The organism is Algihabitans sp., from assembly GCF_965226985.1.
GTDB lineage: Bacteria > Pseudomonadota > Alphaproteobacteria > Kiloniellales > DSM-21159 > Algihabitans.
Genome location: NZ_OZ245712.1, coordinates 498,433 through 519,809 on the forward strand (window position 1 = coordinate 498,433; position 21,377 = coordinate 519,809).

22 protein-coding genes are annotated in these 21,377 nt (G+C 63.6%); 11 read left to right on the forward strand and 11 right to left on the reverse strand.

Features of this window, described 5'->3' with window-relative positions; translation table 11 throughout:
* Positions 1-22: 22 nt before the first annotated feature.
* The 4 genes from ACO054_RS02130 to ACO054_RS02145 all read right to left on the reverse strand — a co-directional run bounded on the left by ACO054_RS02130 (position 23) and on the right by ACO054_RS02145 (position 3,581).
* The gene (locus ACO054_RS02130; RefSeq protein WP_421708800.1) at positions 23-850 is read right to left on the reverse strand and encodes a carbohydrate ABC transporter permease; all 828 of its coding nucleotides are present in this window, start codon (positions 848-850) and stop codon (positions 23-25) included.
* Positions 847-1,770, reverse strand: a complete 924-nt coding sequence (locus tag ACO054_RS02135; protein ID WP_421708801.1) for a carbohydrate ABC transporter permease — start codon at positions 1,768-1,770, stop codon at positions 847-849. The genes ACO054_RS02130 and ACO054_RS02135 overlap by 4 nt, the downstream gene beginning before the upstream one ends.
* Positions 1,767-2,942 carry an ABC transporter ATP-binding protein gene (locus ACO054_RS02140; protein ID WP_421708802.1) on the reverse strand — a complete coding sequence of 392 codons (1,176 nt, stop codon included), beginning with the start codon at positions 2,940-2,942 and terminating at the stop codon, positions 1,767-1,769. Before ACO054_RS02140 ends, ACO054_RS02135 begins: the two co-directional genes overlap by 4 nt.
* Before the next feature lie 117 nt (positions 2,943-3,059).
* A complete protein-coding gene (locus tag ACO054_RS02145) occupies positions 3,060-3,581 on the reverse strand; it encodes a TIGR00725 family protein (RefSeq protein ID WP_421708803.1) in 522 nt (173 codons plus the stop codon).
* 189 nt (positions 3,582-3,770) lie between these two features.
* On the opposite strand from ACO054_RS02145, the gene ACO054_RS02150 reads away from it, so the two are divergent.
* From ACO054_RS02150 to ACO054_RS02180, 7 genes are all read left to right on the forward strand, one after another.
* Positions 3,771-4,583: a DeoR/GlpR family DNA-binding transcription regulator gene (locus ACO054_RS02150; RefSeq protein WP_421708804.1), complete on the forward strand. Its 813-nt coding sequence runs from the start codon at positions 3,771-3,773 to the stop codon at positions 4,581-4,583.
* A gap of 436 nt (positions 4,584-5,019) precedes the next feature.
* The gene (locus ACO054_RS02155) at positions 5,020-7,068 is read left to right on the forward strand and encodes a TonB-dependent receptor (RefSeq protein WP_421708805.1); all 2,049 of its coding nucleotides are present in this window, start codon (positions 5,020-5,022) and stop codon (positions 7,066-7,068) included.
* A gap of 491 nt (positions 7,069-7,559) precedes the next feature.
* Positions 7,560-8,720: an extracellular solute-binding protein gene (locus ACO054_RS02160; RefSeq protein WP_421708806.1), complete on the forward strand. Its 1,161-nt coding sequence runs from the start codon at positions 7,560-7,562 to the stop codon at positions 8,718-8,720.
* A 137-nt stretch (positions 8,721-8,857) separates the two neighbouring features.
* On the forward strand, positions 8,858-9,964 hold the full coding sequence (locus tag ACO054_RS02165) for an ABC transporter ATP-binding protein (protein WP_421708807.1): 1,107 nt from the start codon (positions 8,858-8,860) through the stop codon (positions 9,962-9,964).
* A 23-nt stretch (positions 9,965-9,987) separates the two neighbouring features.
* A complete protein-coding gene (locus ACO054_RS02170; RefSeq protein ID WP_421708808.1) occupies positions 9,988-11,175 on the forward strand; it encodes an ABC transporter permease subunit in 1,188 nt (395 codons plus the stop codon).
* Between the two features lie 30 nt (positions 11,176-11,205).
* Positions 11,206-12,144: an ABC transporter permease gene (locus ACO054_RS02175; protein WP_421708809.1), complete on the forward strand. Its 939-nt coding sequence runs from the start codon at positions 11,206-11,208 to the stop codon at positions 12,142-12,144.
* 15 nt (positions 12,145-12,159) lie between these two features.
* Positions 12,160-12,876 carry a hypothetical protein gene (locus tag ACO054_RS02180; RefSeq protein WP_421708810.1) on the forward strand — a complete coding sequence of 239 codons (717 nt, stop codon included), beginning with the start codon at positions 12,160-12,162 and terminating at the stop codon, positions 12,874-12,876.
* On the opposite strand, the gene ACO054_RS02185 is transcribed toward ACO054_RS02180, so the two are convergent.
* From ACO054_RS02185 to ACO054_RS02195, 3 genes are all read right to left on the reverse strand, one after another.
* A complete protein-coding gene (locus ACO054_RS02185; protein ID WP_421708811.1) occupies positions 12,853-13,665 on the reverse strand; it encodes a tetratricopeptide repeat protein in 813 nt (270 codons plus the stop codon). The two genes, ACO054_RS02180 and ACO054_RS02185, sit on opposite strands and share 24 nt — an antisense overlap.
* Before the next feature lie 99 nt (positions 13,666-13,764).
* Entirely contained in the window at positions 13,765-14,109 is a 345-nt protein-coding gene (locus ACO054_RS02190) for a DUF1491 family protein (protein ID WP_421708812.1), read from the reverse strand.
* A gap of 28 nt (positions 14,110-14,137) precedes the next feature.
* Positions 14,138-15,466 carry a nucleoside recognition domain-containing protein gene (locus ACO054_RS02195; protein WP_421708813.1) on the reverse strand — a complete coding sequence of 443 codons (1,329 nt, stop codon included), beginning with the start codon at positions 15,464-15,466 and terminating at the stop codon, positions 14,138-14,140.
* A 131-nt stretch (positions 15,467-15,597) separates the two neighbouring features.
* On the opposite strand from ACO054_RS02195, the gene ACO054_RS02200 reads away from it, so the two are divergent.
* Complete coding sequence (locus tag ACO054_RS02200; protein ID WP_421708814.1) at positions 15,598-16,008, forward strand: hypothetical protein; 411 nt, start codon at positions 15,598-15,600, stop codon at positions 16,006-16,008.
* Here the strand turns inward: ACO054_RS02200 and queG are convergent.
* From queG to ACO054_RS02220, 4 genes are all read right to left on the reverse strand, one after another.
* Positions 15,935-17,071: a tRNA epoxyqueuosine(34) reductase QueG gene (queG, locus tag ACO054_RS02205; RefSeq protein ID WP_421710319.1), complete on the reverse strand. Its 1,137-nt coding sequence runs from the start codon at positions 17,069-17,071 to the stop codon at positions 15,935-15,937. The two genes, ACO054_RS02200 and queG, sit on opposite strands and share 74 nt — an antisense overlap.
* Positions 17,072-17,100: 29 nt before the next feature.
* Positions 17,101-18,228 carry a tRNA guanosine(34) transglycosylase Tgt gene (gene tgt, locus ACO054_RS02210; RefSeq protein ID WP_421708815.1) on the reverse strand — a complete coding sequence of 376 codons (1,128 nt, stop codon included), beginning with the start codon at positions 18,226-18,228 and terminating at the stop codon, positions 17,101-17,103.
* Entirely contained in the window at positions 18,225-19,253 is a 1,029-nt protein-coding gene (gene queA / locus ACO054_RS02215) for a tRNA preQ1(34) S-adenosylmethionine ribosyltransferase-isomerase QueA (RefSeq protein ID WP_421708816.1), read from the reverse strand. Before queA ends, tgt begins: the two co-directional genes overlap by 4 nt.
* Before the next feature lie 114 nt (positions 19,254-19,367).
* Positions 19,368-19,802: a helix-turn-helix domain-containing protein gene (locus tag ACO054_RS02220; protein ID WP_421708817.1), complete on the reverse strand. Its 435-nt coding sequence runs from the start codon at positions 19,800-19,802 to the stop codon at positions 19,368-19,370.
* 187 nt (positions 19,803-19,989) lie between these two features.
* Here ACO054_RS02220 and ACO054_RS02225 point away from each other — a divergent pair, with 187 nt between their 5' ends.
* Genes ACO054_RS02225 through ACO054_RS02235 form a run of 3 tightly spaced genes read left to right on the forward strand, consistent with a single transcriptional unit; the run spans position 19,990 to position 21,374 of the window.
* Positions 19,990-20,742: a glycerophosphodiester phosphodiesterase gene (locus ACO054_RS02225; protein ID WP_421708818.1), complete on the forward strand. Its 753-nt coding sequence runs from the start codon at positions 19,990-19,992 to the stop codon at positions 20,740-20,742.
* A 9-nt stretch (positions 20,743-20,751) separates the two neighbouring features.
* Positions 20,752-21,132, forward strand: a complete 381-nt coding sequence (locus ACO054_RS02230; protein WP_421708819.1) for a DUF423 domain-containing protein — start codon at positions 20,752-20,754, stop codon at positions 21,130-21,132.
* Positions 21,129-21,374 (forward strand): sulfurtransferase TusA family protein, encoded by a 246-nt coding sequence (locus ACO054_RS02235; RefSeq protein WP_421708820.1) that lies wholly within the window; start codon positions 21,129-21,131, stop codon positions 21,372-21,374. The genes ACO054_RS02230 and ACO054_RS02235 overlap by 4 nt, the downstream gene beginning before the upstream one ends.
* Positions 21,375-21,377 lie beyond the last annotated feature (3 nt).

The following is a 21,377-nucleotide window of genomic DNA, read 5'->3' on the forward strand; positions in this document are numbered from 1 at the left end:
TTCTTGATGATCCGTAGCGGGGTCAGCCTTTCAGGCCGGTCATGGCAACTCCTTGGATGAAGCTGCGCTGCGCGGCGAGGAAGAGAGCCACCATGGGCAGAGTCACCACGGTGGCTGCGGCCATCAGCGCGCCGATATCGGAGCCGGCTTCCTGGTCGCGGAAGTAGAGGATTCCGCGCGGCGGCGTCGCCAGATCGGGATCGCTGACCGCGATCAGCGGCCAAAAGAGATCGTTCCAGTGCGCCACGATGGAGAAGATCGCGAAGGCTGTTGCGGCCGGCCAGGCCGTCGGGAACACGACTCGCCAGACGATGGCCCAGTCGCCCAGACCGTCGACCCGCGCGGCATCGATCAGATCGCGCGGCAGGGTGCGGAAGTACTGGACGAAGAGGAAGATCCCGAAGACGGAGGCGACGAAGGGCAGGATCAAAGCCGTGTAGCTGTCCAGCAGCCGCAGCTCGGCAAGACCCAGATAGACCGGGATCGCGGGAACATGCGGCGGCACCAGCAGTCCCGCCAGCACCGCCCCGAACAGCAGGCCGCGGCCCGGGAAGCGCAGGACGGCGATGGCGTAGGCGCAGGGCACGGCGAAAAGGATCTGGAAGACCAGAATACCCAGACAAACGATGACGCCGTTCAACAGAAAGCGGGCCAAGGGGACTTCCGCGAAGGCACGCGCGTAGTTGTCCCAGGCCAGCACGTTGGGAATCAGATCGATGCCCGGCGCGAAGATCTCGTCGGCCGGTTTCAGAGACAAGGAGACCATCCAAAAGAACGGCAACAGCGCCACGGCCGCGCCGGCGAGCAGCGCCAGATACAGCAGAAGCTTTCCTGTGAGGCCTCGTTTCATCGGTAGAAGACCCAACGGTCGAGCAGTCGGAACTTGACCAGGGTCAGACTCACGGTGAAGACCAGGAATACGACGGTCAGGGCGGCGGAGTATCCGGCCCGGAAGTATTCGAAGCCCTCGCGGTAGAATGCGTAGACCAGCACGTCGGACGCGTAGCCTGGGCCGCCGGCCGTCAAGGTCGCCACGGTCTCGAAGACGCGGAAGGACCGGATGGCCGTGATCGTGACGACGAAGAGGATCGTCGGCCCCAGCAGAGGCCAGGTCACGGTCCAGAAACGCTCCCAGGGTTTGCCGGCGCCGTCGACTTCAGCCGCCTGGTAGAGATCTTCGGGAATGGCGGCCAGCCCCGCGAGAAACAGGACCATGTTGTAGCCCACTGTTTCCCAGACTCCGATGCCGGCCAAGGTGAAGAGCACTAAGTTGCGGTCCGACAGCCAGTCGGGACCGCTCAGGTCGACCGCAGCCAGAAATGTGTTGATCAGCCCGAGGCTGGGGTGCAGCAGCATCTGCCAGACCGTCGCCATGGCGACCAGGGTCGAAGCCACCGGCAGGAAGACAGCGGCCCGGAAGAGGCCGCGCCCGACCCCACAAGCCTGAACGCCCAAGGCGGCCAAAAGACCGAGCGCCACCGATGTCGGCATGACCACGCCGACGTAGATCAAGGTATTGGTGACGGCCTTGCGGCCGTTATCGTCTCGCAGGATCTCGGTGAAGTTCTCGAGGCCGATCCAGGTGAAGCTGCGGGCACCGAACTGCCAGTCGGTCAGCGACAGTATCGCGACCAGCAGCGTTGGGACGAAGATCAGACAGAGCATGGCCAGCGTGGCTGGAAGCGCGAGCGACCAGGCGCTTAAGCCGTCGCGAAGACCTGAGGGAATACGCAGGCCACCTGCGTGCGGTTTTGAGACAGCGAGTGTCACGCGTTGCCTCCGGCTCGCCAGGCTGTCTGAGGCGTTATGCCGATGTCTTTCGGGACGGCATCGAGACGACGTTCGCTGCGCGGGTCGAAGAGAAGCGCGAGGTCCGGTGTCAGGCGTAGCCAGACGGCATCACCGCTTGCGGGGCTCGCCGTCTCCTGTGGAATGACGGCGCGCAGCGTGACACCCGCCGCGGTGGCGATGAGATGACGCAGGCCGCCGTGGTATTCGACTCGCTGCGTTCGGACCTGAACATGCCCGCTCCCGTCTCTACTGAGCCAGGCATCTTCGGGTCGGAAACCAACAATCAGGCGCCCCTCCGCTGTGCAGTCGCGCGGGGCCGCAAGATCTCGAAAAGGCGCACCGAGTTGGCCGTCGGCGGTCGAGTCGCAGGCGAGCACGTTGAGCGAGGAGGCGCCGACGAAGCGTGCGACCTCCAGGGTCGCGGGCCGCTCGTAAAGGTTCTGCGGCGCATCGCACTGCGCGATACGCCCTTCCATCACGACGGCGATCCGATCCGACATGGCCATGGCTTCGGCTTGGTCGTGCGTGACATAGACGAACGTGATGCCGAAGCGACGGTGCACTTCGATCAACTCCTCGCGCATCTGCACGCGCAGTTGGGCATCCAGGTTGGACAGCGGCTCGTCGAGCAGGAAGACGGAGGGGCGCCGAACGAGCGCGCGACCGACTGCGACGCGCTGTTTCTGACCTCCGGAAAGCTGGGCCGGACGACGCTCCAGGAGTCGTGTGATTTCGAGCGTGCGGGCGACGGCCTCGACGTCTTTTTGGATCGCGTCGGCCTTGCCGCGCGCGGTGGGCAGCAGGCGCGACATCAACGGCAGGCGCTCCAATCGATTCAGGCGGCGCATGGCGAGGGGCAACGCGATGTTCTGTCCGACGGTCAAGTGCGGGTAGAGCGCGTAGCTCTGAAACACCATGGCGATATTGCGCTCGGACGGCCGCAGGTCGGCGACGTCATGACCGCCGATCCGCACGCGGCCGGAAGTCGGCCTTTCCAGTCCGGCGATGATCTTCAGCAGGGTGGACTTGCCGCAGCCGGATGGACCCAGAAGAGAGAAGAAGCCCCCGGCTTCGAGCGTCAGATCGACACTCTGAAGGGCCGTCGTGTCGCCGAAGCTCTTGGTAATGCCGTCGAGTTCGATCGAGGCCATCTCTGCCACCGCGGGGAAAGCGAAGTTGAGCGACGGAAGAGGTTCTGTCGCCAGCTCCGTCCTGGGGGTCAGACTTGCTTTGTTAGATTTCTTCCATATCCAATTTTGATGATCGTTTTACGACATCTCGGCGACAGCGTCATGAAGCAGTGCCGCCGCTAGGCGCTCCAGGGCTTCGGGAACATCGCGGCAGGCTTGTGCCCCCGCGGCCGCCGGTGCAGCGCCGAGGGTCAGGACGGGCTTGTCGAAGTGCAGGCCGTAGGCGATCTCGGTCAGGGTTCCGTAACCGCCGCCAACCGCGATGAGAGCCCGAGCGGCCTGCGCGATGACCGCGTTACGGGCCTTGCCGATCCCCGTCGCCAACGGCAGGGAGACGAAGGCGTTGGCGGTGCGCCAGTCTTCGCCGGGCAACAGGCCAATCGTCAGTCCGCCAGCCTCGAAAGCCCCGCGGCTTGCGGCCTCCATCACACCTGTCAGGCCGCCGGTCAGCACGGGCAGTCCCAGATCCGCGAGCCTGCTTCCCAGGTCTTCGGCAGTCTCAAGTTCTTGCTTGCTGGCCTCGCGCGGTCCGATCACACCGACCGGGATTCTCGGCCCGGGCAGGGCCAGTGCGGCCTGCAAGGCGGTCACGAGATCCACGGCTTGGAGGTTCTTGGGTTTCGGTCCAGGCGCCGTCCACCGCCAGACCAGGGTGTCGAAGGTTGCTCCATCGTCCCGGAAGAGGGCGTCCGAGTTCGCTGTGAGATATAGCTTTCGCATTGGCTTGATCGGGTCCGTCCGCTGCCAGTGGCGCTTGCACTCCTCTTCAGTCTCTGTAAATTATCTTCCATGCCCATGCAAACTCCGCTCGGACCGACGCGATCCCTTGGGGGCGAGCCTCCCGAAGTCGCGGCCAAAGCGTCGGAACCAAGCAGCGCTACGGAGCCTGAGACGGAGGAGGCGGTTGCGGCCGACTTGACGGCGCGCCAGGAACAGGTAGTGGCGCTTGTCGAGCAGCAGGGCTATGCGACGATCGAAGTGCTGGCCGAAACCTTCGGCGTCTCTGCCCAGACGGTCCGGCGCGATATCATTCGTCTCGATTCTCTCGGTTTGTTGCAGCGCTTTCACGGCGGTGTGGGTAGCGCTCGCCAGAGTCTGCGGCTCGGGTATGAGAAGAAGCGGGATCTTCAGGTCGAGGCGAAGCTACGAATTGCGACACGTGCCGCAGCCGTCATCGAAGAGGGGTCCGCACTGTTCCTGGATGTCGGTACGACGCTTGAGGCGACGGCTCGCCTGCTGGCTGCGCGTCCCGGCTTCACCGTCTTTACGAATTCGACGAATGTCGCGGCGCTGTTCGGCGCTCAGCATCACAGGGTTCACGTGCTGGGCGGTGAACTGGCAGGAGCTGACGGATCTCTAGTGGGGGTTGAGACGGTCGAAGCCTTGCGGTCCTTCCGGATGGACTATGCCCTAATCGGCTGCTCGGCGGTTGAGGAGGTTGGGGTCGTCATGGACAACGATCTGCGCAAGGTCGCCGTCAAGCAGGCTGCAATGCGCTCAGCGCGGACATCGCTTCTTCTAGCCGACCGTTCGAAGTTCGGACGCTCGGCTCGGGTTCGCATCGCCGATTTGGATGATTTCGACCAAGTGGTTTGCGGGTAGCGAAACGTCGCTCTCGGCTGCCCTTGAAGGCTGCTCAGATCATTTTGTTTTGCAAATGCGAATCATTTGCACTATTGAGTGTCGGCGGTGTTCGTGACGTTACGAAACCCTCGCCTGTGCCTCTCGATCAGTCTCACCCCTTCGGCATCCCCTGCCACGCGAAATCACTCACATAGAACCGTCAGTCGGTAGCTGCCGGTCATGGCACGCGGCGGCCGGCTTCGGACCCGCAAGCCAAACCTATTGTCGGGTCGAGACGCGATTTGGCGCGCTCGCTCCTGACGCAACGGAAATCCAAAAGGGATCTTGGAGTTAGAGGATGGCTATTGGCCGTACGGAACGGGCATCCATACTTTTGTTGACTGCCCTTTTGCTCTCAAGCGCTGGAGGTAGTTACGCGCAGGACGCGCTCGTCGACACAGCTGGCGAAAAGGCCATGGAGCTGGGGCCGATTGTGAACACGGCGACCAGAGCACCACGCCCGGTCTCGGCGATTCCAGGCTCTGTCATCGTTATCGAACGCGAGCAGATCGAGCAGCAGCTTTCGATCTCAAAAGATCCTACCGATATCCTGTCCAAGCTCATACCTGGCTTTTCGTCCAGTAATCAGACGGTGTCCGGTTCCGCAGAGAGTTTTCGCGGACGCGGTGTGCAGGTGCTTGTCGATGGAGTGTCCCGCAATACGCCACTACGCGATGTCTCGCGCATCATCTCCCTGATCGACCTCAATCAGATCGAAAGGATCGAGGTGGTCAACGGAGCCAGCAGCATCTATGGGAACGGTGCCACGGGGGGAATCGTCAACTTCATCACGAAGGACTCGACGGACGGCGCTCCATCCGTGACTGCCAGTGTCGGCTTGCGCGCCTTTACGGCGGACGTCGATGATTCTCTGGTGCCGGAAGCCTCCGTTAGCCTCTCAGGTGACGCAGAGCTTTTCGACTACTTCGCCGTTCTTTCCGCCGAAGCGACGAGGGATACATTCGACGGCGACGGCAATCGCTTGCCCGACGATCCCTTGCTGGGTCAAGGCGCCTTCGGAAACAGCGAATCCTACAACGGGCTGATCAAGCTGGGGCGGGACTTCGGCTCACGGCGACTGCAAGTGAGCGCGGAGGTCACGCGCTTCGATCAGGACCCGGACTTCTTCACCGACTATTCGACCGAGCCTGCGCGTGTCGATTTCTCGGCACCCTATACCGGCCGAAACATCTACGAGGATTCCAACTATCAGGCGGTCGAGTTCACGGATGGAAGTTTTCCCCTCGGCAACCTCTCGATCCGTGCCTTTCGCAACGACATCGAGAAGCGTTTTGCCGATGCGCAGCTCTCCGAAGCTAATACCCTGGTCTACATTTCGCCGGACGACGGTCAGACGACTTTCAGGGCAGATCAACTGGGTATCCGAACGACCGTCGACACCGAACTCGACGATGTCTACGAAAGCCTGACCCTGACTTGGGGGTTCGACTATACGCACGACGAGACGACGCAGGAGTTCCAGGACGGTGTCGAGGCGATCGCACCGATGACCCAGAACAGCTATGCGGGTTTTCTGCAGGCTGAGGCTTCGCCGCTGGACTGGTTGCTGGTACGCGGCGGCGTCCGCTACGAACGCTTCGATCTTGAAATCGATGACTTCACGCGGCCCAGTTATCGTTTTCTGCAGGGCAATGGCTCTGTCTTCACCCTGGCGCCAGTCGATGTCCGCGGTGGGGATACGTCTTACGACGAGTTCGTCTTCAATCTCGGCGCCGTCGTCTTCTTGACCGATGAAGTTGAAGTTTTTGGCGCGTTTTCCCAAGGCTACTCTTTGCCGGACGTTGGTGGTTTCACACGCAGGGCCGGTCAGAATCTGCCTTTCGGCGGCACTGTCGACGTTTCAGATATCGCTCCGGAAGCTCAACTGGTCGACAACTATGAGATCGGGCTTCGCGGCAACTGGGATCGCGTACGCGGCAGTCTCTCGGGCTATGTCAGCCAGTCGGAATTGGGGACTAACTTCGATGTCTCGAACAACGAAGTGGTCCAGCAGGAGGAGCGTATCATCGGCGTCGAAGCCGTTCTAGAAGGCGATGTAACGGAACGTCTGACGCTCGGCGGTGTGTTTTCCTGGAGCGAAGGAAAACGAGATACCGACGATGACGGCAAGCTGGATTCCTACCTGCCGAACAATCGGATCGGTCCCCCGCTTCGACTGACCGGTTTCGCCGACTACAAAACGCACTTCGATCTCGATCTTCGCCTCGAGGCTGTCTACTCAGGCTCTCGCGATCGCAACGACGGGGTCGAAAGGGTCGAGATCGAAGACACCATCACTTTCAATCTTGCCGCCGACTATCCCTTGCTCGGCGGCAGTCTGGGCGTTGGCGTGGAGAACTTGCTGGATGCGACCTACGAAAACCCCACGGCGAGCGCCTCGCGCAATCGGCCGGTGAACGGGTTCGGACGGATCGTCAGCTTTCGGTATAGCCGCGTTTTCTGAAGGGGCGGTCCAAGCCTGCCGTCCGATGGGCACGACAGCGCCCGCCTTCTCCATGGATCGCATTGATTCAGCGGACCGGCTCGGCCGCAAGTCGATCTTTTCACCGGACCTTTTCGTGTTCGCTCTACGTCCGCTTCAACATCGGCGGTGGACGTCTTAGCGTTCACAACTTGCGTCGAGGCACGGCGCTGCGCTGCGAAATCACGAAGTCGTGCGCAGAGCCGAGGTGAGCGACGGGCGCGGCGGCTTCGCATTGCCTCGGTGCGGCGTCGCGCATTTACGCACATCCTCCTGCGTCATCTGTAACGTTTCTGTCATAAATTCGTCATGGACGCGACGCATAACTCCGATCAACCTGTCACGGACGGGGCGTATCTGTCCTGTCGGGGTCTGCACGATCGTATCCGGTTTTCGGTGACCCAGCTCACCGCAGGACGACGCGCAACCCGCCGTTTGAAAAGACAGTCTTTACAGGGAAGGGGGATACCACCGTGTCTCACAGCCACACGTCGCGCCGCCAGGTCACCCGCCGCAGCCTGCTTAAGGGCGCCGCGGCCGGGGCCGCCATCGTGGCCGCGCCTGCCATCGTCAGCCCGCGTGCTCTTGCCTCCTCGGGTGAGGTGAACGTCTATGCCTGGGGCGAATACGTTTCCGAGGACATGATCGCGACGTTCAAGGAGCGTACGGGCATTCAGATCAATCTTTCGGTCTACGGCACCAACAACGAAGTGCTGTCCAAGGTTCGCGCGGCCAAGGGCGAGGGTTTCGACCTGGTGTTCCCCTCCGTCACGACCCTGGTCTCCTGGTTCGATGCCAGCGAGGAAGACGGGATCGACCTGCTTCAGCCGATAGACGAGAACCGCGTCATGGCGGATCAAGTGCAGCCGGCGATCTGGGACAAGTCCTTGGATCTTGGGGCGTCGCGCCGCGGTCAGCGCTTCGGCGTGCCTTTCAACTGGGGGACCGAGGCCGTTGCCTTCGACAGCAGCCAGCGCGACCTCACGTACGGCGACGTGTCTTGGAGCACGATCTGGCAGGAAGAGAACCGCGATCTCGTCACCGTGCGTCCGCGCTCTGGTCTGACCGCCATGGGCGTGATGATCGACGGCACCGGGGAGATGATGGACAAGGCCCATCAGGACGAGGAGACCGCTAAGAAGGTTCTCGATCAGGCGCTTGCCTTCGCGGTCGAGCACAAGCCCTGGATCCGGACCTTCTGGAAGGATGCCCAGGCGCTGACCGGTGCCTTCCTGTCGGATGGCTGCGTGATCGGCCAGAGCTGGGACGGGACGGCGGTCAACATGTGGAAGGAGACCGACGGCCGCATCAAGTACGTAGCACCGACGGATGGCGCGCTGACTTGGCTCGACACCATGTGCATGCCCTCCGGCGCCGCCAACGTCGATCAGGCCTACGAGCTGATCAACTGGCTGACCTCCGCCGAAGGCGGCGGCATGCATGCGTCGCACGCCGGCTACAACTCTGCCGCGATCGGGGCCGAGGCTGCGCTGGACGAGGCGGCGCAGGAGCGCTTCAAGTTCATGTACGGCCCCAACGGCGAGGCCATCTCGCAGCTTTACTGGTGGAAGCCGGAGCCCGGATGGTTCCAGAAGCTGCGTGCGGAGTACATCACCCGCTACGAAACCGCCTGACGGGCAGCGAGCGATCCGGCGCGGCGGTTTCTCCGCCGCGCCGGCTGCCGCCCGGATGCGGTGCGGCAATCTGGCGTGGTAACCGGGCTCCGGTCGAGTGTTCGGACCTTCGCCGATCTGGGAGGCCTACTATGGGCATGGATGTCGAGCTGGACCGGGTCACCATGCGGTTCGGTGACTTCACCGCCGTTCGCGATGCCGACCTGACCATTCGCAGCGGTGAGTTCTTCTCTTTCCTCGGCCCCTCCGGCTGCGGCAAGACGACCATCTTGCGCATGGTCTCCGGCTTCATCGAGCCGAGCGAAGGCGTCGTGCGGATCGGCGGCCGGGACATGGCCGGGCTCGGGCCGAACAAACGGCCGACCGCGCTGATCTTTCAGAACTTGGCGCTCTTTCCGCTGATGAAGGTCTGGGAGAACATTGCGTTCGGTCTGGAAGTGCGTGGGATCGGCAAATCCGAGCGGCGCAAGCGCGCCGAGCAACTGCTGGACCTGATCGCCTTGCCTGATCAGGCCGACAAGCTGGTGACGGAACTCTCGGGCGGTCAGCGCCAGCGCGTTGCCATTGCCCGAGCCCTGGCTGTGGAGCCGGAGGTGCTGTTGCTGGACGAGCCGCTCTCCGCGCTGGACCTGAAGCTGCGGCAGCACATGCGGGCGGAACTGCGCGCGATCCAGAAGAAGACGGGGGTCACATTCATCTACATCACCCACGATCAAGGCGAAGCCCTGACAATGTCGGACCGGGTCGGTGTGATGTCCCAGGGAGTCATCGAACAGGTCGGTGCGCCGGACGAGATCTACAGCGCGCCGCATACGGCCTTCGTCGCTACCTTCGTCGGCGAAAACAATCGCTTCGCGGGCCGCGTCACTGACGTGTCGGACGGTTGCGCGATAATCGAGACGCCTCGCGGCCTCTTCCGCGCCCGTAACCGGGAAAACCTGACGTCGGGCGAGATGGCGTCGGTCTTCGTGCGACCTGAGCGCTGCTTGCTTCTCGACGCGGACCGGCCCGCCGCGAAACGGCCGGACAACAGCTTCGTCAGCGAAGTTGAGCGCATCGATCTGGAGGGCGCCTACATCAACCTCTTCGTGCGCGGCGACCAGGGACGCAGTCTGATCGTCCACCTGACCAACGACCGCGATCTGTCGAAACTCGCGCAGGGACAGCAGGTGACCATCGGTTTCTCCGCCGATGCGGCCGTCGCTCTGCCGAGCGAAGGCTCCGACAACGCGGCGGCGGCCTAGAGACCGCGGGGGGAGGGACGTCGATGCAGGCCGTTCAGGATTTCGTCCGTCGCTACGGCGGCATCATGACCGCCTACATCTTCCTGGGATGCGGCATCTGGATGGTCGGCATGATCGTTCTGCCGCAGCTCCTGATGCTGGAGAAGTCGCTGACCTACAGCGATCCGGCCGCCAGTGCGCGCGCGGCGCAGATCCAGGCGAATACCGATCGACTCTTCGTTGAGATTACGCGCGCGGAACGCGCCGTCGGCAGGCTGCAGACGCGGATCGAAGCTCTTGAGGCGGGTGAACCCGATCCCGAGGTTCAGCGCGGCGGAGCGACGCTGCTCAACCCTTTCGCTGCCGGCCCTCGGCAGCCGGCCGAGGCGGCCACGCCTGAGACTCTGAGAGCGGAGATCGTCGACCTCGAAGCCCAGATCGAAGGCAATCGCCTTGTCATTGCGGAGAACGACAGGAACCTGGAGCAGGCGCGGCTGGCTGCGGCGCCGCGTTACGGCCTCGCCAACTACCGAGAACTGGTCGAGAACGATCTGAACCGCTCGATTTTCTTCAAGACGATCTGGGCCTCGGTGCTGGTGACCCTGATCTGTCTGGTCGTTTGCTACCCGATCGCCTTCTATCTGGCGAAGGCTGCGCCTGGCGAACAGGCCGCTTTGCTGATGCTGGCCTTGATCGTGCCTTACTGGATCAACGAGATCCTGCGCACCTTTGCCTGGCTGATGCTCTTGTCCGACGGAGGCGTGATCAACGAACTGCTGCTTGTGCTGGGGGTGATCGGCGAGCCGATCCGATGGCGTCAGGGCAACGGCGCGGTGATCATCGGCATGACCTACGCCTACATCCTCTTCATGATCTTCCCGATCTACAACACCATCGATACTCTCGATAAGAACCAGATCGAGGCGGCGCGCGACCTGGGGGCGCCCTGGTGGCGCATTCATCTGCGCGTGGTGATCCCCCACGCCAAACCCGGCATTGCCGTCGGTTGCATCATGACCTTCATGTTGGCGGCGGGCTCCTACGCCGTCCCTCTGATCCTCGGCGGCACCACCTCCAAGTGGTTCACCGAGGTGATCTACGACGCCTTCAACGAAGGCAACGACTGGGGCCTCGGTTCGGCCTACGCCTTCACGCTGCTGACCACCTGCATTGTCTTCATTCTCGTCATGATGCGCCTGTTCAAGGTCAGTCTGCAGGACATCGCGAAGTAGGTGGAAATGGAACGGGCGGGAGCAGGGACGATGGCGCGATCCAGGAAGCCGGGCTTTCGGGCCGAGGACATGACCCGTTGGGCCGTGAAAGGCTATCTGGTGATCTTCTTCGGCTATATGTTCTTGCCGCTGCTCTTCATGTTCGTCGCGGCTTTCAACGAACCCGGTATCCCCCGCGCCATTCCCTTCGAGGGATTGACCTTCCAGTGGTTCGAGCGGCTCTTCGACAACGCCCAGATCTGGGCAGCCGTGGTCAATTCCCTCATCATCGGCGCCGGCGTCGTCGCCTTGGCGATCACGCTGGGACTGTCCGGTGCTTTGCTGTTGACTCGCCTCAAGACACGCGGCCGCACGTTCCTCTACGGCGTCCTGGTCTCGCCGCTCCTGACCCCGGGCATCATCCTCGGCATCTCGACTTTGGTGTTCTGGAACAATCTCGGTGTACCGGGCGGACTTCTCTTGGCCATTCTGGCCCAGGCGACCTTCATCTCGGCCTATTGCATGCTGCTCTTCATGGCACGGCTCCAGCGCTTCGATCACGCGCTGGAGGAAGCTGCGCTCGATCTCGGTGCCTCCCATCGTCAGGTCTTCTGGAAGATCACTCTGCCCTTCCTGCGACCGACGATCTTCACGGCGGCGGTGCTTGCCTTCCTGCAGTCCTTCGAAAACTTCAACACGACGGTTTTCGCAATCGGGGGCGAGACCACGCTGACCATTCAGCTTGCCTCCATGGCGCGCCTCAGTCTGACACCGGAGGTCAACGCCTTGGCGGTGATCTTTATCGTCCTGACCGTGGTCGCCGCCGTCGCCCTGGAGATGAAGCGCCGGGCGGAGCGGGCGGAGGAAGAACGGCGGATCGCGGCGGCCAAGCGTGCGGATGCCGAGATGGCCTCCGGTCTGGATCGAGGTCGCGACGACAACCCGGCACTCCAGCCGCAGGGCCAACCCCAGCCTCAACCGGCACAGTAGGCTTGTGGCTATCCCATGAAAGTGAGCTTCCGCTGTCCGCCCGAATTGGAGCCGATCCTGCCGCAGCCGCGCCCATCCCGCCGCGCGCTGCCCGACTGGCTGCGGGCCATGCCCAGCGAAGCCTTCTCGGAAGATCTCGGCTTTTCACTGCGCACCGTGAAGCAGTGCCCGCCCTTCGTGGACGCCATGTCCGCCGGCTTCGTCATGCCGCTGGCCTGCGATCTGCAGGTTGAGGCGGGACGCTTCACCTGGGACTGGCCGGTACCGCCTCCGGGCGCCACAGGCCCCTACACGCGCGCGCCCATCTCCTGCCATTTCCCGGAGCAGGCCACTGGGTCGCCGCTGCACGATCCCGAAGCCCTGGTTGTCAAATTCAATTCTTTCTGGACCATCGCCTTGCCGGCTGGCTGGTCGCTTCTCTGTCTGCATCCGGTCAACCGGGCCGATCTGCCGTTCACCACCTTGACCGGACTGGTCGACTGCGACGGCTTTTCCGACTCCTTTGTCCATTTCCCGGCTGTCTGGCGCGATCCCGACTTCACCGGCGTGCTGCCGCGGGGGACTCCGGTCGCGCAGTGCCTGCCGATACCGCGCCAGCCCCTCGAGCTCGATTGTGCTGCGCTCGACGACATCGAGGCCGCCGCGTTTGCGAAGCTGCAGGAAGACCTGTCGGCCGAGCCGGGCGTCTACCGTAAGCGCTACCGTGCGCTAACCGAGGAGCCAGGCGCGTAGCTCGGTGGGCTGGAGCGGCAACTCGCCCTTGGCTGCCGAGACAAGCCGCTTCACCGCTGCGGCATAGAGGCTCGGATCCTGCCGCAGGGCGGCGCGATAGGCCGCCTGGGCCGCTGCCGACTCGCCGGTCTCCTGCCGGCAATGAGCCAGTTCCAGGAGGACTTCTGGCCGATCTCCGGCCTGCTCCAGATGGGCGACAGCCTGAGCCCATTCGCCCAGCGCCTTCGCCGCCAATCCAGCCGTCAGTCGCGTGTCCTCCGACTCGCTGATGGCGAGCGCCTCTAGGGCGGCGGTCAGTGCTTCAGTCGGCAGGCCGAGGTCGAGCAGGGCACCGGCCAGGGCCGATCGCGCCTTGCCGTAGCCAGGCTCCAGATCGCAGGCTCGAGTCAGCGCGTCTACGGCTTCGGCGGACCGCTCCAGGCGGTGGAGAAGAAGTCCAAGATTGTAGGCGGCCTGGGCGAAGTCGGGACGCAGGCGGCAGGCCTGGGTCAAGCTGGCGACGGCTGCATCAGGTTGGCCCGCCGCCTCTTCGGCAATGCCCAGGTTGGTCAGGACCGTGGCATCCCCGGGCTTCAGCTTTGCCGCTTTGCGAAGTCGGCGCAGGGCTTCGGGCGCTGCACCGCGCTGCAGTGCCAGAATACCGGCCAGGGCTAGGGCCTCGGCATCTTTCGCCTTGCGCTGCAGATGCCGCACCAGAATCGCTTCTGCGCCAGACAGATCGCCGCTCGCTGCAGCCTGCTGGGCTCGGGCCAGGGCGTTTGGCGCGGTTTTTGGGGACGCGGATGGCATGACCGGCAGTCAAACCGAGTTGGCATGGCAGGTCAAAGGCTCGATGGAAGATCCTGGGCGAGCTCTCTTCGGCGAAAGTCTCTTAGACCCCTAGCACTTCTAGACCCCTGGCCCTTCGAAAGGGTTCAGCCCGTCGCGGGCTTCGACTTCGATCACCCAGAGATCCGGATCGCGGTCGGTCGTGCGCGCGATGTAGGCATCGGCTTCTGGTTCCGGTATGGGGCCGTCGCCCTTGGCGGGCATCCAGCCGAGCCGGCCGTTCAGGTCGCGCTGCTGAATGAGGACCAAGGCGGTGCCGTCGAGGAGAGCGAGCTTGACCAGAACAAGCCCGCCCATGCGCTCGCCTTTGCGCAGGACGTAGGCCGGCTGACCGCCGTCGTTGCAGCGGCGCACCTGCGCCATCACCCAGAGGTGGGTCGGAATCCGCTCATCGTCCGGCTGCATCACGAAGTCTCCGCGTCCGGCCTTATCGTCACAGGGCGCCGAACAAGAGCCCGACGATGACCACTGCTGCGATCACACCGGCAATGTCGGCCGAAATGCCGGCGGCGAGCGCATGGCGGATCCTGCGGATCTGCACGGCGCCGAAATAGACGGCCAGAACGTAGAAGGTGGTCTCGGTCGAGCCCTGCAGGGTGGAGACCAGGAAGCCGACGTAGGTGTCCGGTCCGGTCGCCGGGTCCTGCATGATCGAGGTCATGACGCCGTAGGCGCCCGAACCGGAGAGCGGCCGCAGCAAAGCCATCGGAACCGCTTCTGCCGGCAGGCCGAAGGGGTCGGTGACGGATCCTATGGCGACCACCATAGCCTCCAGGGCCCCGCTCGCGCGAAACATGGCGACGGCCACCAGAATGGCGACCAGGTAGGGAATGATCTTCAGCGCAACCTGGAAGCCGTCCTTGGCCCCCTCTACGAAGCACTCGTAGACCCGAACGCCCTTGGCCATGCCGAAGCCGAGCAACCCGACCATCAAAGCCGGCACGATCCAGGGCGAAATCTCGCGGCCGTAGAGAATCGTCAAGGGCACCAGGGCGGCCACGCCAAGCAGCACGAAGAGGGAGACCCGGAGCGGATAGGCTTCATCTGCACCTGCTGGCGCAGCGGGCATATCGTTCGCGGTTTGCGGTTCGAGTTGCTGTTCCTGGCCCTCCGGCTGTCCGACCCTATCGCTGTCCGCGTCTGGCGGTGGTGTGGCGAAGAAGCGTTGCAGCGACTTGGCGACGACGATGGCAACGATGGTCGAGCAGAGGGTGGCCACCAGAGTCGTGGGCACGATAGCGGCCGGTTCGGTTGAACCGAGCGAGGCCCGCAGCGCGATCACACCGGTCGGCAGGAGCGTGACCGACGAGGTGTTGATCGCCAGAAACAAGGCCATGGCGTTGGTGGCTGTCCCCTTGTGCGGATTGAGCTTGTCGAGCTCCTGCATCGCCCTGATCCCGAAGGGCGTCGCCGCATTGCCCAATCCCAGCACGTTGGCCGAGATGTTGAGGATCATGGCGCCCATGGCCGGGTGGTTCGGCGGTACGTCGGGAAAGAGCCGGGTCATCAGCGGCCGCACGGTCTTGGCGATGATCACGAGCAGACCGCCTTGCTCCGCAACCTTCATCAGGCCCAGGAACAGCGCCATGACGCCGACCAGACCAATGGCCAGCTCCACTGAGGCGCGCGCGGCGGCGATCATTTCGTCGGTCAGCAGCGCCATCGGCGCCACTTCGTCCAGTCCGCCTGCGTCCCACAGCAGCTGACGCACAGCCGCGACCGCGAACGCGACGGCAACCAAGGCGAAGAAGACGAGATTCATGGTCGGAAAAGGCCTCGGACTCTCGATTCCTGCGGCGGCGACTCGGGCGGCGCGTTCATTTCATGCTGACGGGCATCCAGGGCATGTCAAAGCGCTTTTACCGGCGCCCTTGAAGCCGCTATGGTCCAGACATGATCCTTTCGTTTCGCCAAGCCGTTCTGCCCGGCCTCTTCGCGCTTCTTTTGCTGGCCGGCTGTGCCGAATATCCCTATCCGGTGGGCGCGCCCAAGGCCCTGATCGAGGAGATCAACGAAATCTACCTCGCGCAGAAGCTGCAGGAGGGACCGGGTTCGAACCTCGCTCGTCCGGGTGTCGTCTCGCTTTGCTACGGTCCGGCCTTGAACGACGAGGCGGAACTCTACGACTCGGCGTTGCGCCGCTGCAGCGGTGACTATCAGCGTCTGATTTACTACGGACGAGATACGCTCGGCGCGCCCTGTGCCCTGGGCCAGCCCTACCGCCACACCTTCATCTGCTACGATCTGCAGCGGCGCACACTGATCCCGCCGATTCCCGATCAGGGCTTGACCATTCGGCGCTGACCGCCGGATCGTTTTCCGCCGCAGCGCGGCGACAGCGCTCTTCCGCGAAGGTAACCTTGTCCAGGCGACCGAGTGCCCAGACCGCCATGGCACGAACCAGTGGCGAGGGGTCGTCGAGCAGCGGGCGCAGCGTGGTGACCAGCTCGGACGCCCCGGAATTGCCGATCGCGATCAAGACGTTGCGCAGAAAGCGATCGCGGCCGATGCGCTTGATCGGGCTGCCCGAGAAGACCTGACGGAAGCTGGCGTCGTCGAGCGCTGCCAAGTCGGCGAGTCGCGGAGCCGTCAGTTCGGCGCGCGGCAAGAAGTCCGGCTCGCTGCTGCGTTGTGCGAACTTGTTCCAGGGACAGACCGCCAGGCAGTCGTCGCAGCCGTAGATGCGGTTGCCGAGGGCAACGCGAAAGGCGCGATCGATGTGGCCCTTGTGCTCGATGGTCAGGTAGGAGATGCAGCGCCGGGCATCGAGTTTGTAGGGCGCGGGAAAGGCCTCGGTCGGACAGGCGTCCAGACAGGCACGGCAAGAGCCGCAATGGTCGACCTCCGGAGCATCGGGCGCCAGCTCCAGATCCGTGAAGACGCTGCCCAGGAACAACCAGTTGCCAAGTTCGCGCGACAGCAGGTTGGTATGCTTGCCCTGCCAGCCCAGGCCGGCGGCTTGAGCCAGAGGCTTCTCCATGACCGGGGCCGTATCGACGAAGACCTTTACCCGACAGCCTTCGCGCTCGACCAGCCAGCGGGCCAGCCGCTTCAGCCGTCGCTTCAGGGTATCGTGATAGTCGCGGTTGCGGGCATAGACCGAGATGCTGCCGCGCGCGGGGTGGCCCAGCAGCGCCATGGGGTCCTCTGCCGGGCCGTAGTTTACGGCCAGCACGATCACGGAGCGTGCCTCGGGCCAGAGCGTACGCGGATCGGCGCGGCGTTCGGCCGTTTCGGCCATCCAACCCATATCGCCGTGCCAACCCTGCGCCAGGAAGTCCGTCAGGCCCTGCTTGGCAGCCTCCGAGGTGGCGGCCGAGGCGAAGCCGACCGCGTCGAAACCCATCGCCAGGGCCTGCTCGCGGATCGCTTTGCGCGTCTCCTCTCCAGCTGCCTCTAGAGGGGCGGGATATCGCCCTTGGCCTGCTCGGCCTGGAACCACGCTCTGTACTCCTCCAGACGATCGGCTTCGATGGCATCACGCAACTCGGCCATCAGGATCTGATATTGGGTGAGATTGTGCAGCGTCATCAGAATCGGCCCAAGCATCTCATCCGTACGAAAGAGGTGATGCAGATAACCGCGCGAAAAGCCGCCCGCGCAAGCCGGACAGGGACAATCCTCTTGGAGCGGCCGCGGATCCTCGCGGTGACGTGCGTTCTTTATGACCACCTTGCCCCGCCGTACGAAGGCCAGGCCTGTGCGTCCGCAGCGGGTGGGTAGGACACAGTCGAACATGTCGATCCCGCGCCAGACCGCTTCGACCAAGTCCTGGGGTTTGCCGACGCCCATCAAGTAGCGCGGGCGGTCCTCCGGCAGCTGCGGGACCGTCGTTTCCAGGATCTGCAGCATCTCCTGCTGCGGTTCGCCGACGGCCAGGCCGCCCACCGCGTAGCCGTCGAAGCCGATGTCGATCAGGGCTTGCGCCGAGCGTTCCCGCAGCGCGGGATAGACGCTGCCTTGGACGATACCGAACAGACCATAGCCCTCGCGTTGACGGAAGGCCTCGCGACAGCGCGCTGCCCAACGCATCGACAGCTCCATGGAGGAGGCTGCTTCACGTTCCGTCGCCGGCCAGGGGGTGCATTCGTCGAGCACCATCGTAATCGTGGAGTCGAGCAGGTCCTGGATCTCGATCGCACGCTCCGGTGTCAGGCGATGTTCCGTCCCGTCGACGTGGGATTTGAAGGTGACGCCGGATTCTTCGAGCTTGCGCAGCTTGGCCAGGGACATGACCTGGAAACCACCCGAGTCGGTCAGGATCGGTCCCGGCCACTGCATGAAGCGGTGCAGTCCGCCAAGCTTGTCGACCACCTCGGCGGTCGGGCGCAGCATCAGGTGATAGGTGTTGGCCAGCACTGTTTGCGCGCCCAGTGCCTTGACCTGGTCCGGCTGAATGCCCTTGACCGTGGCTGCCGTCCCCACTGGCATGAACGCCGGGGTGTCCATGGGACCGTGGGCCGTGGTTAGCCGTCCGCGCCGCGCGGCGCCGGACCGCGCCGTGACTTCGAAAGCGACGCTCATGCCCGTTCCAGAAGCGAGGAGTCGCCGTAGGAGTAGAATCGGTAGCCGGCGGCAACGGCGTGAGCGTAAGCGGCCGACATCCGGGCCTGCCCCGCGAAAGCGCAGACCAGCATGAAGAGGGTCGATTTCGGCAGATGGAAGTTGGTCATAAGTCGGTCGACAAGCTTGAAACGATAGCCCGGCAGAATGAAAAGGTCGGTTTCGCCGGTGAAAGGGACGACCTGGCCGTTCTCGTCGGCAACGTGCTCGAGCAGTCGCAGGCTGGTGGTGCCGACCGCGACGACCCTGCGGCCCGCCGCTTTCGCGGCGTTGATGGCGGCCGCGGCCTCGGGCGAGATTTCGCCGACTTCAGCGTGCATGCGATGCGCAGTGACGTCTTCCGTCTTGACCGGTAGGAAGGTGCCGGCACCGACATGCAGAGTCAGGGTCGTGCGCTGCACACCGCGCGCTTCCAGCGCCGCCAAAAGCTCGGGGGTGAAGTGTAGCCCAGCGGTCGGAGCCGCCACCGCTCCGTCTCTCGACGCATAGACCGTCTGATAGTCTCGGCGATCTTGCGCATCCGCACCTTCGTCCCGCTTGATATAGGGCGGGAGCGGCATGATGCCCTGCCTGTGCAGAGCCGCCAGAAGCTCGGCGCCGGCGCGATCGAAGGTCAGGCGTACCTCACCGCCGTCACCCTTCTCCGCCACGTCGGCGGTGAAGTCTTCGTCGAAGTCGATACGGTTGCCTGGCTGCAGTTTCTTGGCGGGTTTGGCGAAAGCGAACCAACTGTTCGGCTCGGCCTGCTTGTGCAGGGTGATCTCGATCTTCCCGCCATTCTTCCGACCGACCAGTCGGGCCGGAATGACACGAGTGTCGTTGAAGACGAGCAGGTCGCCGGCGGCCAGAAGCTCTGGCAGGTCCTTGACGCCGCGGTCGCTCAGTTCGCGGCCGACCTGCAGCAGACGTGCAGAGTCCCTGGGCGCAGCCGGACGCTGGGCGATCAGCTCTGTGGGCAGGTGGAAATCGAAGTCGTTCAGATTCATGGCGCCGCGGATGTAGCATCAAAGTCCGTCCGCGCCCAGGGAGCTGCGCGCGCCGAGCGTGAAACGTGTGGGCTTCCGGCGGCGGTGCGGCAGCCGCAGCTGCTCAAAGGGGTTTCAGCAGGGGCTGCGGTCGGTATCGGCGAGCGAGCGAATCAACTCGGCCAGTCGACGACGTACAAGGTCGTTGCCGATTCGGTGAAAGGCTCGCACCAGAGAGAGTGTTTCGCGCTCGCCCATCGCATCCTCGACCGACTTTCGATTTTCAGTCCCGGGAAGCTGGCTGGAGGTCGTGCTGGCCTCAGCGCCGAAACCCTCGAAGAAGTACTCCACGGAAACCCTCAAAACCTGGGCCAGTTCGTAGAGACGACTGGCCACGATCCTGTTGGTGCCGCGCTCGTACTTCTGCACCTGCTGAAAGGTGATGCCGACAGCCTTCGCAAGCTTGTCCTGCGTCAAGCCGATGGCCACGCGACGTTGTCTCAGTCTTTTACCGACGTGAGCGTCAACCGGGTGCGGCGCCCAAGTGGCGGAGTCCCGTGTATCAGCCATAAATCTCGAACCTTCCCACCGTTGCATTTTCTGGCGCATTCTCGGCAAGGGAAGCCATGAGGATCAGATAGCTGCGCCAATTGGTTGAATTGTGTCTACGTGAACTAGCGGAAATCGTAAAGATAAATCGGATCCTGATCGAACAGCTTTCGCATCCCGCGATCTCTCGGAGCTGATAGGGCGCCCCATGTCCCCTTTTGCGTTTCTCCAAACGGATCTGCCCATCGCCTTCGCCCATCGCGGCGGGGCCTTGGAGGCTCCGGAAAATACGTTGGCGGCTTTCGGCCACGCCGTCAGCCTCGGCTACCGCTATATCGAAACGGACGTTCAGGCGACGCGGGACGGGATCGCAGTGATTTTTCACGACGACGATCTGAAACGGCTCGTCGGACGACCGGAAGCAGTGGGAGATCTCGACTGGTCCGAGCTGCGGAATCTGCGTGTTGCCGGAGAAGAGATTCCGCGCTTGGACGATTTGCTGACGGCTTGGCCCGAGTTGCGGATCAACCTGGAGCCAAAAAGCGATTCAGCCGTTGTACCCATCGCCGAAGCAATTCGACGTGCGGCCGCGCTAGACCGTGTGTGCGTCGGATCTTTCCAGGAGGCGCGCGTGAGGCGGCTGCGCGAGCTGCTGGGGGCGGAACTCTGTTGGTCGCCGGGTCCGCTTGGCGTTTTCAGAGTCTGGGCGACAGGTCACGGACTGCCTCTGGGCGCACCCGACTGCGGTGCCCTTCAGGTGCCGACTCACTTTCGGGGCATTCCTCTGGTGACGCGCAAACTTGTTCGGGCGGCCCATGCCCGTGGGCTGCAGGTCCATGTCTGGACCGTCGACAAGCGCGAGGAAATGGAGCGGCTTCTCGACCTTGGCGTAGACGGGCTGATGACGGATCGGCCGACCTTGCTCCGCGACGTCTTGCGGACCCGAGGTCTCTGGTCGTAAGTGCAGAGTATGACAGTCTGGCTTACCGCCGCCGCAGTCAGCGGCTTCCTCTCGGTCACCATCGGGGCCTTCGCGGCCCATGGGCTCGAAGGTCGGCTCGCTGCCGAGGCGCTCGACTGGATGGCCACCGGCTTGCGTTATCAGATGCTCCACGTCGGTGGGCTGCTGGCCGTCGCACTCCTCACGATCAGGCGGCCGGCCCGCAGTCTGAGGCTGGCAGGAACCGGCTTTTTGCTCGGTACGCTGGTCTTCAGCGGTCTGCTCTACGTCATGGCTCTGACAGGTGTCAGGTGGCTCGGCATGATCGTGCCTATCGGCGGCGTCGGCTTTCTGATCGGCTGGGCCGCCTTGGCCTACTACGCGATATCGGAACGGGAGAGAGGGACATGAGCGACCAAGCTCCGCAGAACGACCTGACACTGGATGCCAAGGGTATGAAGTGTCCCTTGCCGGTGCTTCGCGCGCGCAAGGCCATGAAGGACGTGCCGCCAGGAGGGACTTTGGAGGTCCTGGCCACCGACCCGAGCGCGCCCGAGGACTTCGTGAATTTCTGCGAGACGACCGGTCACGAACTGCTCGAGAACCGCCAGGATGGCGATCTCTTCGTTCTGCGGATCCGGAAGGCCGGGTAGAGG

What these genes read in the sequence shown, in the direction of transcription:
- ACO054_RS02130 (WP_421708800.1), bottom strand. Translation starts at nt 850, where the DNA reads ATGAAACGAGGCCTCACAGGAAAGCTTCTGCTGTATCTGGCGCTGCTC.
- ACO054_RS02140 (WP_421708802.1), bottom strand. Translation starts at nt 2,942, where the DNA reads ATGGCCTCGATCGAACTCGACGGCATTACCAAGAGCTTCGGCGACACG.
- ACO054_RS02150 (WP_421708804.1), top strand. Translation starts at nt 3,771, where the DNA reads ATGCCCATGCAAACTCCGCTCGGACCGACGCGATCCCTTGGGGGCGAG.
- ACO054_RS02155 (WP_421708805.1), top strand. Translation starts at nt 5,020, where the DNA reads ATGGAGCTGGGGCCGATTGTGAACACGGCGACCAGAGCACCACGCCCG.
- ACO054_RS02165 (WP_421708807.1), top strand. Translation starts at nt 8,858, where the DNA reads ATGGATGTCGAGCTGGACCGGGTCACCATGCGGTTCGGTGACTTCACC.
- ACO054_RS02170 (WP_421708808.1), top strand. Translation starts at nt 9,988, where the DNA reads ATGCAGGCCGTTCAGGATTTCGTCCGTCGCTACGGCGGCATCATGACC.
- ACO054_RS02175 (WP_421708809.1), top strand. Translation starts at nt 11,206, where the DNA reads ATGGCGCGATCCAGGAAGCCGGGCTTTCGGGCCGAGGACATGACCCGT.
- ACO054_RS02180 (WP_421708810.1), top strand. Translation starts at nt 12,160, where the DNA reads ATGAAAGTGAGCTTCCGCTGTCCGCCCGAATTGGAGCCGATCCTGCCG.
- ACO054_RS02185 (WP_421708811.1), bottom strand. Translation starts at nt 13,665, where the DNA reads ATGCCATCCGCGTCCCCAAAAACCGCGCCAAACGCCCTGGCCCGAGCC.
- ACO054_RS02190 (WP_421708812.1), bottom strand. Translation starts at nt 14,109, where the DNA reads ATGCAGCCGGACGATGAGCGGATTCCGACCCACCTCTGGGTGATGGCG.
- ACO054_RS02195 (WP_421708813.1), bottom strand. Translation starts at nt 15,466, where the DNA reads ATGAATCTCGTCTTCTTCGCCTTGGTTGCCGTCGCGTTCGCGGTCGCG.
- ACO054_RS02200 (WP_421708814.1), top strand. Translation starts at nt 15,598, where the DNA reads ATGATCCTTTCGTTTCGCCAAGCCGTTCTGCCCGGCCTCTTCGCGCTT.
- tgt (WP_421708815.1), bottom strand. Translation starts at nt 18,228, where the DNA reads ATGAGCGTCGCTTTCGAAGTCACGGCGCGGTCCGGCGCCGCGCGGCGC.
- queA (WP_421708816.1), bottom strand. Translation starts at nt 19,253, where the DNA reads ATGAATCTGAACGACTTCGATTTCCACCTGCCCACAGAGCTGATCGCC.
- ACO054_RS02220 (WP_421708817.1), bottom strand. Translation starts at nt 19,802, where the DNA reads ATGGCTGATACACGGGACTCCGCCACTTGGGCGCCGCACCCGGTTGAC.
- ACO054_RS02225 (WP_421708818.1), top strand. Translation starts at nt 19,990, where the DNA reads ATGTCCCCTTTTGCGTTTCTCCAAACGGATCTGCCCATCGCCTTCGCC.
- ACO054_RS02230 (WP_421708819.1), top strand. Translation starts at nt 20,752, where the DNA reads ATGACAGTCTGGCTTACCGCCGCCGCAGTCAGCGGCTTCCTCTCGGTC.
- ACO054_RS02235 (WP_421708820.1), top strand. Translation starts at nt 21,129, where the DNA reads ATGAGCGACCAAGCTCCGCAGAACGACCTGACACTGGATGCCAAGGGT.